The organism is Brevundimonas sp. GW460-12-10-14-LB2, assembly GCF_001636925.1.
GTDB lineage: Bacteria > Pseudomonadota > Alphaproteobacteria > Caulobacterales > Caulobacteraceae > Brevundimonas > Brevundimonas vesicularis.
Map to the genome: position 1 here is coordinate 369,284 of NZ_CP015511.1, position 16,291 is coordinate 385,574.

The 16,291-nt window shown below is 62.2% G+C and carries 13 protein-coding genes and 1 pseudogene; 4 read left to right on the forward strand and 10 right to left on the reverse strand.

The window, feature by feature from the left end:
• Positions 1-86: 86 nt before the first annotated feature.
• The 9 genes from A4249_RS01865 to A4249_RS01905 form a co-directional block, all read right to left on the reverse strand.
• A complete protein-coding gene (locus A4249_RS01865) occupies positions 87-638 on the reverse strand; it encodes a hypothetical protein (RefSeq protein ID WP_066550445.1) in 552 nt (183 codons plus the stop codon).
• A complete protein-coding gene (gene virB11, locus A4249_RS01870; RefSeq protein ID WP_066550447.1) occupies positions 635-1,636 on the reverse strand; it encodes a P-type DNA transfer ATPase VirB11 in 1,002 nt (333 codons plus the stop codon). The genes A4249_RS01865 and virB11 overlap by 4 nt, the downstream gene beginning before the upstream one ends.
• A complete protein-coding gene (locus A4249_RS01875) occupies positions 1,633-2,391 on the reverse strand; it encodes a TrbI/VirB10 family protein (RefSeq protein WP_197458437.1) in 759 nt (252 codons plus the stop codon). The genes virB11 and A4249_RS01875 overlap by 4 nt, the downstream gene beginning before the upstream one ends.
• Positions 2,392-2,831: 440 nt before the next feature.
• Positions 2,832-3,473: a TrbG/VirB9 family P-type conjugative transfer protein gene (locus tag A4249_RS01880; RefSeq protein ID WP_066550450.1), complete on the reverse strand. Its 642-nt coding sequence runs from the start codon at positions 3,471-3,473 to the stop codon at positions 2,832-2,834.
• 41 nt (positions 3,474-3,514) lie between these two features.
• Entirely contained in the window at positions 3,515-4,291 is a 777-nt protein-coding gene (locus tag A4249_RS01885; protein WP_066550453.1) for a virB8 family protein, read from the reverse strand.
• Positions 4,288-5,523, reverse strand: coding sequence for a type IV secretion system protein (locus tag A4249_RS01890; protein ID WP_066550455.1), 1,236 nt, complete (start codon positions 5,521-5,523; stop codon positions 4,288-4,290). The genes A4249_RS01885 and A4249_RS01890 overlap by 4 nt, the downstream gene beginning before the upstream one ends.
• Positions 5,524-5,525: 2 nt before the next feature.
• A complete protein-coding gene (locus A4249_RS01895; RefSeq protein ID WP_066550457.1) occupies positions 5,526-7,898 on the reverse strand; it encodes a VirB4 family type IV secretion/conjugal transfer ATPase in 2,373 nt (790 codons plus the stop codon).
• Positions 7,877-8,161 (reverse strand): type IV secretion system protein VirB3, encoded by a 285-nt coding sequence (locus A4249_RS01900; RefSeq protein ID WP_066550460.1) that lies wholly within the window; start codon positions 8,159-8,161, stop codon positions 7,877-7,879. The genes A4249_RS01895 and A4249_RS01900 overlap by 22 nt, the downstream gene beginning before the upstream one ends.
• A 3-nt stretch (positions 8,162-8,164) precedes the next feature.
• On the reverse strand, positions 8,165-8,491 hold the full coding sequence (locus tag A4249_RS01905) for a TrbC/VirB2 family protein (protein ID WP_066550463.1): 327 nt from the start codon (positions 8,489-8,491) through the stop codon (positions 8,165-8,167).
• A gap of 302 nt (positions 8,492-8,793) precedes the next feature.
• Here A4249_RS01905 and A4249_RS01910 point away from each other — a divergent pair, with 302 nt between their 5' ends.
• The 4 genes from A4249_RS01910 (at position 8,794) to A4249_RS01920 (ending at position 15,099) form a co-directional block, all read left to right on the forward strand.
• Positions 8,794-9,399 (forward strand): hypothetical protein, encoded by a 606-nt coding sequence (locus A4249_RS01910; protein ID WP_156494609.1) that lies wholly within the window; start codon positions 8,794-8,796, stop codon positions 9,397-9,399.
• 222 nt (positions 9,400-9,621) lie between these two features.
• Positions 9,622-10,224, forward strand: coding sequence for an RHS repeat domain-containing protein (locus A4249_RS01915; RefSeq protein WP_197458438.1), 603 nt, complete (start codon positions 9,622-9,624; stop codon positions 10,222-10,224).
• Positions 10,221-10,778, forward strand: coding sequence for a hypothetical protein (locus A4249_RS16200; RefSeq protein ID WP_082854013.1), 558 nt, complete (start codon positions 10,221-10,223; stop codon positions 10,776-10,778). Before A4249_RS01915 ends, A4249_RS16200 begins: the two co-directional genes overlap by 4 nt.
• Before the next feature lie 16 nt (positions 10,779-10,794).
• The gene (locus tag A4249_RS01920; protein ID WP_082854014.1) at positions 10,795-15,099 is read left to right on the forward strand and encodes an RHS repeat domain-containing protein; all 4,305 of its coding nucleotides are present in this window, start codon (positions 10,795-10,797) and stop codon (positions 15,097-15,099) included.
• 327 nt (positions 15,100-15,426) lie between these two features.
• Here A4249_RS01920 and A4249_RS16205 read toward each other — a convergent pair.
• Positions 15,427-16,045, reverse strand: a pseudogene (locus tag A4249_RS16205) (IS6 family transposase).
• Positions 16,046-16,291 lie beyond the last annotated feature (246 nt).

The following is a 16,291-nucleotide window of genomic DNA, read 5'->3' on the forward strand; positions in this document are numbered from 1 at the left end:
AGCCGCGTAGAGGAACCGCCTAGCACTATTTGTCGGGCCAGTTACACTATGTCGATGCTTGCTTTGTCTAAACCAGACTGTATGCGTCAAAGCCCGAAACGCGAACGACCCTCACCGTATCCCCAGCGCAAATAGTGATGAAGCGGGTCGTACGGCGACGTGTCAGAGTATGCGGCATGATAGGCCGTCGTTGAAAACTCAGGCGAAGGATTTCGCCCTGCTTGCCAGCCCCCATTGTGATAGTCGGTCAGCGGATTGGTCGATGCCGACAGACCATAGGTCGATCGATACCAAGCCGTGTTGAAATACCGGTTGGGCCAGCGGTTCTCCGAAGCGCCATACTGAAGCCAGTGCTGATAGGGATCGAGCCCGGCATTCAATATGTCCGGATAGGTCTGCAAGTAGAAATACGGATCGAAACCGTCATCCAGCACCTGGACGCCGCCGATCGCTTCGCAACACCTCCGCTTCGAGCGGTTATCGGCCTGATCAATCTGATAATAGGTGGTGTTGGCGCTGTTCGCCCCTGAATGGGTGAGACGGCCGTGCACATCGTAGGCGTAAACCGTGGTCTGCGCGAAAGTCGGCGTGGACAGCAACGCCGATACGCACGCGATGAGAGGGACGCGACTTTTCATTCGGTGGATTCCCTAAGGCGAACTTCACTGATGGTCCGTCGGCCGTTGGGGCGGTCGAGCTGGACGAAGACGTCGACGCTGGCGCGGACGTAGTGCAGCACATCGTTACGATTGAGCGTGCTCGCACCCTGGAGGACTAGGAGCGCCAACTGTTCAACAGCGCGCTCGGGGCTGTCGGCATGGATCGTGGTCATCGACCCGGGATGGCCAGTGTTGACCGCGCGAAGGAAGGTGTAGGCCTCCGGACCTCGCAGCTCGCCCAGGATGATGCGATCGGGCCGCATCCGCAACGAGGCGTTGAGCAGATCCTCAGCGGTGACGGCCGCTTCGCCAAGCGGGCTACGCGCCGCCAGAAGGCCGACGCCGTTCGGATGGCGCAGATTCAGTTCCGGCGCGTCCTCAATCAGGATCAGCCGTTCCTGAAGTGGTATCTCGCGGATGAGGGCGTTGAGGAAGGTGGTCTTACCGGTCGAGGTCCCGCCGCTGATCAGGATGTTTCGTCGCGCAGCGACTGCCGTCTTGAGCAAAGTAGTCGCATCGCCGGCGTTGCTGAGCGCTCGAAGCTGCTCGTCCACCTCAGCCTGTCCCGCCTGGCCGCCTAGTTTGACGTCGGCGAAGGCGCCGGCGGCGGCGTAGTCGTCGAGCCGAAGATCCGCCGAGACCTGCTTACGGATGGCGATCGCGATCGGGCCTCGCGTCGCCGGCGCCATCACGATCTGCACGCGCTCGCCGCCGGGAAGGGTGGCTGACAGGATCGGATGCTCGCGACTGATGCCTTGGTGACCGTGCGCGGCGATCTGCCGAGCCAGACGTGTCAGGGTTTCGGTCGAGAGTTCTGGCGTCTCGTGGTGTTCAATGGCTCCACCGAGCGTCTCCGCCCAGATCTCGCCGGGCCGGTTTACGTAGAGGTCGGTGATGTCGGGGCGGGCGAGCAATGGGGCCAGCGCCGCTAGATAGCGATGCAGATAGACCTGGCCGGGCGCGCCGCCGTCGCTCATCGCGTCGAACCGTTGGGGATAAACTCGAGGTCTCGAGAGACCAAGGCCGTCACCCGCGCACCGGCCTCGACGCGGAGCGTCGGTTGGATGCCCCGAGCCGTGTTGCCACTTCCCGACGTCTGCGTCGATCCGGGTAGGGCGATGATGACGCCCGCGTCGCGGCTCAGGCTGCGTCCCGCCACGGCCGCGCCGACGTCCAGGGTGGTTCTCAGAAGTGCCGCTCCGAAACGCTGAAGAAAGTGATTGTCGACACGGCCCCGGACGCCCGACCGACCCTGAAGATCACCCGCGGGAGAGGACAGGGCGATCGTCACCCCGTCGGGGCGCACCAGGCGGGTCCACTCGACCAGGGCTCGGCTTTGTCCCGGAGACAGGTCGGTCTGATAGGCGCCGAACAGGCGCGAGCCGCGCGGTATAAGCACGCGGGTGCCGTCGAAGCCCCGCACGTCGCGCGATACGACGGCGCGGACGGGTCCCGGCTGGGTGGAATCGATAGCGGTTTCAAGAACGGCGGGAATGACCGAGCCTTGGGCGACCGTTGAAGCGGGCAGACGAAGCCGTCCCGACTGAGCAGCCGCCGCGCGGACCACGACGCCCTGGCCGCTCGCGTTCTGGCCCGTGCTCTGGACGTTCTGCCCTTCCGCCCGTTCGAGGTCTTCGCCACGCTGCGGACCGCGCATTGTGTCGATCACCAAGGCCGATGCCGTGGATCCGCCGCCGCCATTGGTCGCCACGGCACCCTGCGGCGAGGGCATGCTGGGAGGCGGCGTATAGGTTGGTGGTGGCGCATAGCCCGGCGGCGGGGGCTGAGGCGCGAACGGGATCGGCTGTATCGGCGGCTGCTGGCGCATCTGTGCTGGTGCGCGCGGTGGCTGACTGAATGAGGGCTGCGCCGCGATCACGACGGGATCGGTTAAACCGACTAGCGGAGGCGGCGGCGGCGCGGGTGGATCTGGTGGAAGATAGAGCGGGGGAGGCGATTGCACCGTCTGGAGCACATCGACGGACCGCGCCTTGGCAGTTGGCGCAGTCGAGGCACGCCGATGCCCGTCTAGAACCGCGAAGAGGACGATGCCGGCCAGGACGAAGCCTACGACCGTGACCCAGATCGAAAGAGGGCGATTGGCCCGAGCGACGACGGGCCGGCTGTCGTTCGAAGGCGCGAGCGCCGGTCGGGGATCGCGATCGAAAGGCGTCACCGTCTCGGCCTTTCGCGCTGTCGCTGCGCACGCGCCGTTTGGCCATCAAGTTTGAAGGCCAAGGTCCGGTGCACGCCGTCGATCACATAGCGCCCCTCGCGCATATGACCTTCGAGCAGGACCTGGTCGCCTTGATCGTCGACGGCGAAGAGCGCGGGGAGGGTTTGGTTCTCCCTCCACTGGATATAGGTCCGCACGCCGTCGTCATCCATTGCGAGGGGCCGCACGGCGCTGGCCCCCGAGATCCGATAGCGCCCGACGCCGGGCCGCGCGGCGGCGTCGGCGTCGTCCGTGACAAAGCGCACCGTGAAGACGGTGTCGGGACCGGGTGAGAAGGCCGAGGTCAGTTCGAAGGTATAGATCCTGGCGTTGGTGATCACCGTCATATTGGTCGCGCCGTTCGACCTCAGGGGTTTGAGGAAGAGGGCGTTGGATTGACCATTCAAGGTGGCCTGCCAGGCATCGGCGTCGCCGATCGCGACATTCTCGACCTGCTCGCCCGCCCCGAACAGGATGGTCGCCTGATAACTGGTGGCGACCTTGAGCCTGACGATCTGGGTAGGATCGTAGCGCACAGTTTGGATGCGGGGATCGCCGGCGGCCGCCGGCGGCGGGGCGCTGCCGACCGTTTGCGCCATGCTGGGTGACGCAATGAGTGTGAGACAGATTAGCCAGGTCTTCATGGCGTCTGGACCTCCACCGCCTCAACTGGCTCGACTGGCTCGAGCTGAGTGCCCTCGACCACGACAGGCGTAGACTGGCTATCCGGGGGTGACGGCAGGGCCTCTGGGTCGCGACGGTAGGTGAGCACCTGGAAGCCGAGGGGATTCAGGAAGCGATCGGCTGCTGACATCGGTTCGCCGGAGAATCGATATTGAACGATCGCGACCCAGGCGATGGGGGGATGCGCGGACCCGCCCGCGTCTCTTCGGATGGTGTCGAAGCGGACAAGCGCGGATCGATCGTTCAAGGGCGACACGCTCTTGATCTGGGTCTGAATGACTGTCGTCTTTGGATAGCGAGCGAGCGGACTATCGATGTTGCTCGCCTGCATGAGGCTGAGATAGTCGGTCCGCGCCTGATCAGCGGACCACAGCCCGACCTTTTGGTAGTTCGCCTGCAGCGCCGCCGTGTCGAAGCTCTCGCGCGCGATCACGTATTGAACCAGCATGGATTGGATCAGCGCTTTGTCCGGGGACAGCTGCACGGGGTCGAGGGGCTTCAACTCCTGAACAAACCCGGTCGTCCGATCGACCAGCAGCGTGTACGGCACGACGGTCTTCAGGGGCGCCATCGTCATCAGGGCCAGCCCCTCGACGACAGCGACGCCGGCCGCGCAGCCCGCCACGATCCAGGCAACGCGGCGCGAAGCGCGGAGGGAACCGATCTGGTCGGCGGCCCAGCTGCCGGCTTCCCGATAGTAGGCGTCCAGAGCCTCTCGACTGGATTTCTTCATGAGCGACGGTCTCTAAGCGCGGCGGCAAGCGAGGTTCTGGGCTTGGTTCGACGAAGCGCCTGCCCGGCTGGCGGAATGGCGAAGGAATCACTGGTCGCACCCGACCCTGACGACGACTGGACGACGGAGGGCGTAGACGTGGAGCCTCTAGCCGCGAGAGCCTGACCTTCCCGCCGTTCGGTAGAACGGACGGCGTCGGCTATGGCCAGGGCGCGTGACGGTGCGCCAAGGCCGAACGTCCCGGCGGGCAGTGCTGCTGAACGTGTTTCGCGGCCCTGAGGTGTGATCACTGCGATCTCTCTGGCGGGTCGATCCCAAGGGTACGAAGCCCGACCCAGGCTAGGCCAAGACGTCATGAAGCTGAGGCGCAACAGGATCGCGAGCGCGCCGAACAGGGCGATGGCGAACCCAAGATTGAGGACGAGGATTTCCACCGGCGCCGAAGCGGCCAGGGTGGACGACTGACGCAAGGTCACGACACGGGTGAGCCAGGGTTCAAGCAGAGCCAGTTGCACTCCCCAGATCAGCGTCGAAGCGACCGATGCGAGGAAGGTGAAGACCAGCGCGCGAGCCCAGCCGATAACGAGACCTCTCGACAGGCCAAAGAGAAGAAGGCCAGCGAACAGAGGCGTGAGCGCCAGAAGAAGGCCTGCCGTCAGTCGCACGACCGCGAAAGCGGCGATGACGCCGGTCAAGAACACGATCCTGGCCCAACCGAACGCGGGGTCGTCCGCGATTGGGAACCGTTGCTGCTCGCCCGAGGGTGACGGCAAGGTCGCGGCCGGCTCGCGCCCGGTGCCCAGATTGGTGAGCGTGATGATTGAACGGTCGGTCGTCTGCAGTCGGGCGATAAGCGAGGCGTCTCCGGCGGCGCCCGGCAGCGCCGCGGCGCCGCCCAGAGCCCTGGCGATCTGTTCGGGACCCTCGACGATGACGTCATAGACGAGCGTCTTATACGCGGGCCAACTGCTGGCCAGGGTCAACACTACGCCGATCTTGATCATGGCCATGACGCTGTCGCGCATGCTCGGCGTCCGGCCCATCATCATGCGAAGACCGAAGAGGGCGACAAACACGACCAGCAGACCGGTGATGGCCAGGGACAGGAAGGACGACGGCGACGCCAAGGCTTGATAGCCCACACCGCCCAATGTTTCCGCCCGGCAGTCGATGTGAAGCAGAAGTCCGGACAGAAAGGCGTCGCCGGTCGTGAGCGCGGGACAGACGGCCATGGTCAGACCGCCTCCAGAAGCACGGGCATCCAGTCCGCTGGATCGTCGCCGACCTCGGCGCGGATCTGATCGAGGAGGCGCACTGATCGCTCGCGACCCGAAAGGATCGTGAGAAGGTCCCGCTCGCCGGAAAGATCCAACCGGGCGATGACGCTGTCGCCGCCGTGCTTGACGAGGAAGCAGTGAGAGCTGTCGGGAAGGCTGCGCACGAGGTCGAACTCGTGCGGCGTCAGACCGAAGCCGCCGACATAGTCCTCGGCGCGGGCCTTGGGGTTGATCATGAAAATCTGAGTGGCGGCCTGTTCAACGATGGCGCTGGCGATCCGGCTTTCCAGGGCGTCCTGAGCACTTTGGGTGGCGAAACCGACGATGCCGTTGCGCTTCCGGATCGTCTTTTCCCAATCCTTGATCCGACGCACGAAGACGTCGTCGTCCAGCGCCTTCCACCCCTCATCGACGACGATGATCGCCGGCGACCCATCGAGCCGCTCCTCGACCCGATGGAACAGGTACATCATCGCCGGCGTCCGCAAGGTCGGGTCGTCCAGCAGCACCGTCATGTCGAAGCCGACGGTGTCGATCGTCAGATCGGTCAGATCCTCTGGATTGTCGAACAACCAAGCCCGCTCACCGTCGCCCCACCAAGGCCGGAGCCTGGACCAGAGATCGCCCGCATGAGGTCGGCGATCGCCTCGGAACAGCTCGACCAAGTGACGTAAACGGCGATCCTCTCGGGCTTGATCGAAGTTCGCCGCCACCGCGTCGCGGATCCGCTCCAGGTCCTCAAGATCGGTCGCGCCCGCCAAGGCCGTCAGCCAATCGACCAGGAAGGCCCGGTTGATCGGCGTATCCTCGATCTGGAGAGGGTTGAGGCCCGAGGCGGAGCCGGGTCGAAGCACGTCATAGCGGCCGCCCAGCGCGCGAATGAAGAGTTCGGCGCCGCGATCCTTGTCGAAGAAGATAATGCGAGGCGACAGCTTGCGCGCCTGCGCGAGCAGGAAGTTCAGCACCACGGTCTTGCCCGAGCCCGAGGGGCCGATGATGGTGAAGTTGCCCAGATCGCCCTGGTGGAAGTTGAAGAAATAGGGACCGGCCGCCGTCGTCTCGAGCAGGGTGACCGCCGGACCCCAATGGTTGTCGCTCGGCGAACCGAGCGGGAAGTTGTGGATGCTGGCCAAGCCGGCAAAGTTGTTCGTCGAGATCAATCCCCGGCGGGCGATATAGTTGAAGTTGGCAGGAAACTGCGCCCAGAAGGCGGGCTCCAGCGCGATATCTTCGCGCACGGCCACGACGCCCAGATCGCCCAAAACCGCCGTCACCTCGGCGACGCCGGCATCGACCGCCTCGAGCGTGTCCGCGCGCACGGCGATGGTCATGTGGTGCTCGCCATAGCCGGCGCGTCCGGCGGCGACCTCGTCCTTGGCCTGCATCAGCTCGCCACGCAAGGACAGGGCTTCATCCTCGGTCGAACGCATGCGGCGCAGCGCCAGGTTCATTTTCTCGAGCGCCGCCTGCCGCTCAACGAAAGCGAAGGACTGGGTGATGGTCAGTTCGTGCGGCAAACGCATCAGCTCATCGAACAGGCCGGGCGCGCTATAGGTCGGGTAGTCCTTGATCGAGACGATTCCCACGAAGCGTCGCCGCAGATGGCCCGCCGGCGCCAGTTCGATCGCGTCTTGCCCGAAGCTCACGCGACGGTAGGGCAGATAGGCGCCAAGATCCTGATGCGGCATCAAGACAGGACGCTGTTCGCCGTTGTAAAGCGCCGACAGGAACTCCAGGGGCTCCGAGCAGAAACCGTTTGGGGTTTCGCGAACGCCGAGCAGCCTGGGCTCATAGTCTCCGAGCGCGGCGACAAGCGCTTCACGCCCCGCATTCAATTGCGCCAGCTCGTGAGCGTGGGCCAGGTCATCTTGTTCAACAGCCCGCCCGAGCCAGGTGCGTAAGCGATCCGCCACGCCCAATCGGCCCTGGAGAGGGCGACGCACCAAGGTGAGATAGAGGTCGTTGGCGAAGAGCGCCTTGGTGTTTAGCCGGTCGGACCAGCGCTCTCCCAGGGCTTGGGAAAAGGGGTCGGGAAATCGGTCCTCGCCGACGACATCGAGCCGGCGTCGTTCGATATGGTGATACAGGGCGAACCGGGACGTGCCTACCGCTCGCAACATCGCGTCGCGTAGCGCCTTGCGATAGTTGAGCTCGGCCGTGTCCGCGGTCTCGAACAGCAGGCCTCGCAATCGGATGACCTGTAGGAGAAGGCCGTCTCGCATTTCCAGGGTGTGGTCGTCGACATGGCGTGCATAGGGCAGGTGAGCGCCGGCCGGCTGCTCGCGCCTAACCGAACGGCGGCCCTGGCTCAGGGCCGGTACGAGTTGCATCGCCACAGACTGTAGTTACGAACGCGAGGGCACCGACGCACGCGGGTCAGCCAGAGATCGACGATGCGTGGCTCCTTCAGGCAGAGCAGGACGCCCACACCGTGGATGATCAGGGCCGCTGGCAGCACCCAGATTGACCGAAAGATCAAAAAGAGCTCGGCGGCGAGGACAGCGTTGATCACGAAATAGCTGTAGGTCACGCCAGCGAACATCTGGGGACGGGTGAGCGCGGTGAAGAGCGGCGTCCGCTCGAGTTCGTTCACCCTTCAGCCCCCCATCATCGCGGTCGAGCGAATGCCAGCGACGATGCTGGCGGCCCCGAACAGAATGAAGCACCCCAAAATGACGATGGCGCCGTAGCGCCAGTTCAGACGACCGCTGAGCATCAAAAAGCCCACGCAGGCGACGGCGATGACCGCGACCACCGTGGCGATCGTGCCCAGCAAGGTGCCTTGGAGCCACTGAACCGCCTTGACGATCGGGCCCGACCCTTGCGGGTCCGCCATCAAGCTCTGCGCCTGCGCCACGGCCGGCGTGAAAATCGCGACGCACGCGGCGGCCACGTCGCGTACTCGTGCGACCACTCTACTCATCGGAACCCCCGGATACCTGCTGGATCATAGTCGCCGAGAAATCGCTGGGCGCCAAGACAGGAAGCACCACTTTGGATTGGTTTATGAGCCTGCAAGCCCAGCGCCGCGAAACGCGCTCGCTCCGCCAACGGCGGATTTGTTGGGGATAAGGCGTAATCGCTCGGCCATGCCAATCGACACTGCTCGGGGAGCGAGATCGCCTTGACCGGGAACAACTGTCACGCGCATGTTTTCGATGAGAAGCTTGGCGGTTTATCGCCTGTGCGCTCGTGACGAAGAGATCGAGCGAGGAGGGAAGCAAGATGATTAGAGCGATGGCAGGCTTGGCATGCATCGTCACGACGGCGGCATCGAGCGCGTCCGCGCAGGAAGCCCAGATCCTTGACTATGACGTTCATGGCCGGCTCGTCTCAGCCTACCGCGATAGGCTCGCCGGTTCGAACGTGACGACCTATGCGCTTGACGGGGCCGACAATCGCGCCGCGCGGTCGAGCGGTCCGGCCATGACGGCGTCCTGGGAAGCGGAAACCCTGCCTCATGTGGTCGGGTTCGCCGAAGCGGACGGCTGGGCCGCCAACATCAATCAGCCACAGCACTTCATGACCTACGGTCCCTATACGCCCGACGTGCCGATGGGGCAGCGCGTGGCGGTTTGGCGCATGATGGTCGATTGGGTCGACGTCTCGGGATCCTCCAGCGCGGTCGTGCTCGATGTTTACGACGCGACGACAGGTGAAGTGCTGGCTATCCGAGGGATCTCTCATGCCTCGTGGCGGACGCCATGGACTTATCAATGGTTCGAGCTGCCGTTTGAAATGAGCGCGTCGCGCGCGGGCCATTTGCTAGAGTTCCGGACTTGGTTCGTTCCCATCGCCCACGTGCGGGTCGACAAAATCGGCTACCGCTAACTGACCACTGCCGCTCTCATAAATGGTGACCATCGAAGCTGCTGTGTAGGGTGCGGCGGTCTGTCGCAGGCGCGTCTTTAGAGCGCGGAAAAGCAATGCTTTTGCTTTGCCTTATACAATCTCGGCGTGAGGCTTATCGACAGTTGTCGACAGCCCAATCGCTTCGGTTGGTTGACGGATAACCTAGGCCATCGAATGCTGCTTGTTGGGCCTGGGGGGCGCATGAAGTTATTTTTTGTATCGGTGACGTTTGTCGCGCTGGTTGCAAGCGCGGTGCCGAGTTTGGCTCAGGAGAGCCAAGTCTTGAGCTATGACGCGCACGGTAGGTTGCTTGCCGTCCATCGCGATTCGAGCGGCATCTCATCGGTCACGACCTACGGCCTAGACGCGGCGGACAACCGAGCGACGCGCTATTCTGGTCCTACGATGACGGCTGTGTGGGAAGCGGAAGCGCTCAACCATTACACGGGTTATGCCCAGGATGAAGGGTGGGAAGCAAACGCCCAGCAACCGAGCAGCCTCCTGATCGCGGGACCGTATACGCAGGCGGTGCCGGCCGGCTCCCGCGTCGCTGTCTGGAAGATGATGGTCGGCCCGACCAACAGCTCGGCGGCCTTAGTGAAGATCGATGTGTTCGATCTGTCGACCCACGAGGTGTTGGCTGAGCAGGTTCTGCCTCGCGCCGCCTGGCGGTCGGACTGGAGTTATCAATGGATCGAACTGCCGTTCCAGATGGACCCGTCTCGCGTCGGGCACATCATGGAGTTCCGGGTCCACTACTTTTCCGTCGCCCACGTGCGCGTCGATAAGGTCGGCTACAGATGAAGCGACTTTGTCCTTTCGCGATGGCGGCTGCTGTCGCAAGCGCCGGCGCGCCCGCGGTAGCGCAGCAGACTGAAACCTACTTCTACGACGTTCATGGCCGGCTGCAGGCGGCCGCGAAGGCTCCGGCGGTGGGGGGCTCGGTCAGCCGCTATGGGCTAGATAGCGCAGACAACCGCAGTGGTCGCCTGACGGAAGCTGCGCCTCAGCGGTCTATCGTGCACGAGTTGCAGTCGGGGCAGTTCATACTCGTTTCCCAGTTCATTCCCTCCGCCGACGGGCGGTTCTCCGTCGTCGTTCAGCAAGACGGTAATGTCGTACTCTACGGACCTTCTGGTGCGATGTGGGTGGCGCCTTGGACGTGGGGTCGAGGATCAACCACCATGACCATGCAGACGGATGGCAATCTGACCGTCCGCGGGCCGCAAAACGAACTCATCTGGCAAAGCGGCACCGGCGGTTATCCCGGCGCGCGTCTTGTCATGCAGAACGACGGCAATCTCGTCATCTATTCGGGCTGGACGGCCCTTTGGCACACCGGCACCGGCGGCCAGTAAAAGCGTGGGAAATCAAATGAAGATCGCACTTAAGGCCGCGCTACTCCTCAGCAGCGCTCTCGTCGCCACCCCCGTTTGGGCACAGCAGCAGCCTACACCCCCGGAGCATTATACGCTTGATCCGCGTGGCGTGGACTTGATTTCAGGGGCTTGGATGCCTGTGAGGGGCAAGACACAGATCGGGCCGGCGGATACTGGGCTTTCTTATAGTCGTATGCTGCTAGACAACGGAATCTGGTGGGATCCTGCTGTTGGCGGTATTACCAGCTGTGGGATTGGAGTTGATTGTGTCGTCTCGATCGAGGGTGTGACAGAAGTTTTTACTTCAACCGGGACGCTAACGTTTGCGCCAAAATCAGACACGGCATCGACGCTAGTGTTTGATTGGGGCGCCGAAAACTTCACTTACACTCGCGGTGATGGAACCATATTCCTAATGGAAAGGAAGGGTGTTGGGCATCTTCCAGATGGTGTCGTTACGCGCAAAACGACACCGGCCGGTCTTGTTACCAACTATAACTACAAGGTCGAAAAGAAATGCGTTGAAGTTGGTGGCGGCGAAGATCCCGAGCTGTACGGAAGAACGGCGGGATGCTTCGAGCAAATATCAGGTCGCATACAGTCGTATCAGAACAATGCCGGCTATATGGTCCACTATGATTACGAGTCCAACGATTTTGCGGATGAGCTGAACTGGGGAGTCGTGAAGAAAGTAACAGCGCTTAATATCGCTGTGGACCCTTGTGATGGCCTTGCTGCGACATGCCTATATTCTCAGGTCTGGCCATCTGTCACGCACCAATCAGTCTATAATCCAAACGACATCTACGATGTCGACACGGATCAAAGTGGAAGGGCGACGACCTACCGGCGATTTGGCGCTCATGTAACCAGCATCGACTATCCCGGTGGTGTGGCAGAAGATGTCGCCGTTACATATGATGGCGCTGGATCAACCCTCTGGGTGGCCAGCCTTACCGATGCGTCCGGCACCTGGACATATAGCCTCTCTGATGCAGGTGTGACTCGAACGCTCGTGTCATCTGGCCCGCTGGGTCAGCAGATCACGGTCACGTCGGACCTGACCATCGGTCGCGCGACCTCTGTGAAGAACGCTCTCAATCAGACGACATCGTACACCTACGACAGTCAGCGCCGTTTGCAGCGGGTGACGCAGCCGGAAGGTGACTATGCGGAGCTGACCTACGATCCCCGAGGCAACGTCACCCAGACGACCTATGTGCCGAAGCCGAACTCAGGGCTGAGCAACTTGACGACGACGGCGAGTTTCCCGGCGTCGTGTTCCAACCCACTTACGTGCAACAAACCGACCTCGACCACAGATGCGCGCGGCGCGGTGACGGATTACGCCTGGAACGGCACGCACGGTGGGCTGGAGAGCATGACCCTGCCGGCGCCGACGCCGGGCGCAGTGCGCCCGCAGACCCGCATCGCTTATGCGGCTCAAACGGCCTATTACAAGGACAACTACGGAACGATCGTCGCCTCGCCGGCGTCAATCACCCTGCCGGTATCGGTGTCGCAATGCGCGACCAACGCTACGCCGGCGTGCGTGGGCACGGTCGATGAAGTGCGCCAGACGGTCCAGTACGGCACGCCAGGCGTGGCCAACAATCTGCTGCCGACCGTGGTGACGCAGGGCGACGGGGCGGGAACGCTGAGCGCTTCGGTCACCACCGCATACACCCCCAATGGCGACGTGGCCTTGGTCGACGGCCCCCTGCCGGGAACTGAGGACACCACCTATTACCGCTACGACACCGCGCGCCGCCCCGTGGGCGTGATCGGTCCAGATCCAGATGGTCCGTCAGGAACTCTGCTGCGTCGCGCCCAGCGCGTGACCTACGACGCCGGCAGCCGACCGACCCAAGTCGAGCAGGGCATTGTAAACGGCCTGTCCGACACGGATTGGAATGGGTTCAACAGCCTGCAGCAACAACTAACGACTTATGACGCCTATGGTCGTCCGGTGATCACTGCGTTACGCGGCGGTGGTGCCGCCCATGCGGTAACTCACATCGGCTACGACGCCGCCGGTCGGCAGAACTGCGTGGCGACGCGGATGAACCCGGCCGCCTTCGACAGCTTGCCGGGCTCGGCGTGCGATCTGGGCGCGCAAGGTGCTTACGGCCCGGACCGCATCACCAAATACGACTACAACGTCGCCAGCCAGCTGACCAAATCGACCTCGGGCTACGGCACGGGAAGCTCTATCACAAAAGAGGCAACCTACACCGCGAATGGCAAGCCGCTGACGCTGAAGGACGGCGCGGGGAATGTCTCGACCATGGTCTACGACGGCTTCGATCGGTTGGTGCAACTGAACTATCCCGATGCTGCCACGGGTGCGGGGACATCTTCAGCGACGGACCTCGAGCAATACGGTTACGACGCCAACTCCAACGTGATCGGCCATCGCAACCGCGCGGGAGAGATCATCGATTACAGCTATGACGCGCTCAACCGACAGGTTGGGATGGGCGGAGCGGCGATCGCGGCGCGCACGATCAGCTACGACAACCTCAACCGTCTGAAGGCGATGAACTTCGCCGGCGGTGGAGCATCGTTCTACAACATTTACGATGCCTTGAATCGCCTGATCTCTCAGGCCCAGGCCGGCGTCGGGACCATGAGCTACGGCTACGACCAAGCGGGCCGGCGCACTTCCATTCATTGGCCCGACGGGTTCTGGGCCGCCTATGACTATGACTACGCGAACGAACTGACCGGCATTCGCGAGAACGGCGCGACGGACTGGCGACTGTCGGCTTGGGCCTATGATAATCTGGGTCGCCCTATCGCCCAGAGCCGCGGTAACGGCGCGACGACCTATTGGAGCTACGATGCGGCCGGGCGTCTGTCGGCGTTGAGCCATGACGCGGCGGGGACGGCGGGCGACTTCGGCCTGAATCTGGCCTACAATCCGGCGGGTCAGATCGTGACACGCACTCTGTCGAACAACGCATATGCTTATCAGCCGGGGGTCGGGAATACGGCCTACGCCAACAACGGCAAGAATCAGGTGACCAGCGTAAATGGCGCCGGCATCGGCTACGATGGTCGTCAGAACATCATCGGCGTCCCGGGCCTCGGCAGCTATGGTTACAACGGCTCCAATGAGCTGACTTCGGCGACGGTGGGCGGCGCAACGACGGGCCTGTCCTATGATCCCGGCGGCCGGCTGTATCAGTCGGGCTCGACGCGGTTCCTCTACGACGGCCAGCAGGTGGTGGGGGAATACAACACCTCGGGCGGCCTACTACGCCGCTACGTCCCTGGTTTGGGTCTAGACAATGTGGTTACGGCCTATGAGGGCTCTGGCTACGACCGTCGCTATCTGCTAGCGGACGAGCGTCGCTCGGTCGTCTCCATCACGGACGACGCGGCCAACGCCCTGACCATCAACACCTACGATGAGTACGGCCAGCCAGGCCCGGGCAACAGCGGCCGCTTCCAGTACACCGGTCAGATGTGGCTGCCCCAAGCTCAGCTTTATCACTACCGGGCCAGGGCCTACGCGCCGCAGTTGGGGCGTTTCATGCAGGCTGATCCGATTGGTTACCGAGCTGGGGCGAATGTATATGCCTACGTTGGTGGGGATCCGATGAATTTCGCAGATCCTCTCGGCCTGTCACGATTGAGACATGGCGATTGGGTCACGGAAGCTCAGTGTGTAGCGGGTGGGGGAACTGTGGTCCAGCAAAGTGGTGGCGCTTACTGTTCAGCTGGGGTCGCTTCTGGCCCGTACTTAGGTGGGGGCGGGCATGATGGAGCTGCAGGGATGGCAAGTGGCGGATCTTCGGGAGCGGGAAGTGGAGGCGCAACATCGTCGCCGGCACCTGCTGAGCCTTCGAAGTGTCCAGCGGGTGCGAGGCTGAATTTGGGCCGGGGACCCGCAGCTACTCTCTTCGGTGGCATAATAGGTGGATCTGTTGCTCTGACCGGAAATGTTTCTGTCCCTTGGCAATCTGTATTAGATGGTAGTTTCGTCGGCACTCAATTTAGCCTGACACCGTCCATCACCTTCTTGGGGGGATTTGGACTCTTTGCTGGTGCTGGTGAAAACTACTCCCTTGGTATGTCAGGGCAGCCGTCCCAGACAAATGTCAGCTACGGATCGAATTGGGTATTTCAATTGGGTGCCGGTGATGGAGGTGGAGTAGAGGTTTCCTCAGTATTTAGTGCTAACCCAAACTACGGTTTTTCAATCGGCCCTCGAGGCGCACTCGGAGCGTATGGCGCTGGCGGCTATCAGAGGTCAGTTACATTTGCAACTCCACAAATTGGGTGTGTGTCATGAGCAGTAGCAAGAATACTGGCGTTAAGATTCTAAACAGAACGATCCGGCAGTCTTTATTTCTTGCCGCTATATTTGGTGCTATTATAGTGGCGGCTACGGCTATGAATTTGTTGGGTATTGATACTGGCTTTGATGCTAGCTTATACTTCTTCTTTGGTCTATGTTGTGTCGTATCTATAGTTATCTTTGCTGTCGCAAAGTTTGCAAAATTTATTATCAAATCTTAAGCTGACAAGCGCTGCCAGGGTAGCCGCCAAGCGCTGTCAGCCTGATCGAGGCTGGCCGCAACTGTCACAACCCGATGAAATCTCAGGCGGCGGCTGCCGCTCATGCCGCCTGGGCTCCGGCGCGGAAGCGACGAAGGGTAGGAAGGGTGACAAGATGTCGTTGCGTGTAGAAGGTGTTGTAGATCGCGGCGTAGGTTGTGAGAAAGCGCAGGGCTGAGGCTTGAGATTTGAAGAGCTGGTGTTGCCGCTCTCGTCGTCGAATCTGCAGGTGAGAGTTTTCCAGCCCGATTGTTTTCTCGCAGTCGGCCGGGGGAATGCAGATGGCGCAGACCGAGTTGGCCCAAGGCCGCCTGGTATGATGTGAAGCCATCGGTGACGATCTTTTCAGGTTCGCCGGCTGGTTTCGTAGCAGTCGGCGGAGCAGCTTCAGAGCCGCATTGGGGTCTCTTAGTCGCTGAACCCCGACGTCCAGCACTTCGCCCTCATCATCCACGGCGCGCCAGAGACACATGCGCTTCCCACCGATCGAGTAAACGACCTCGTCGAGATGTCAGCGGGGAGAAGGGAAGGGGGCGAAGCTTCTTCAGCCGTCTTGCAATCTGAGGTCCGAACTTGATCGTCAAGCAACGGATCGTCTCGTAGCTGACGTCGATCCCGCGTGCGGCCATTAGCTGTTCAACGTCGCAAAGGCTTAGGCTGAAGCGAAAGTAGAGCCACACGGCCTAGCGGGTCACTGCCGCAGGGAAGCGATGGCGCTTGAACGAGAGCGGCTTCAGGAAATGCGATCGCCGATCAGACCGTTAGGCGGCACTGAAGTGGAGACAAGTTATCGTTAGACTGACAGCACCGCCACGCCGCTGTCCGCAGGAGCGAGGGTGCAACCCGAAATCAGGCTTCCGGCCGGCTGTCCCTGTCACCTGATCCTGGGCATTTCGGCAAAGATCCTCCGCGTGACCCAGGTCAGA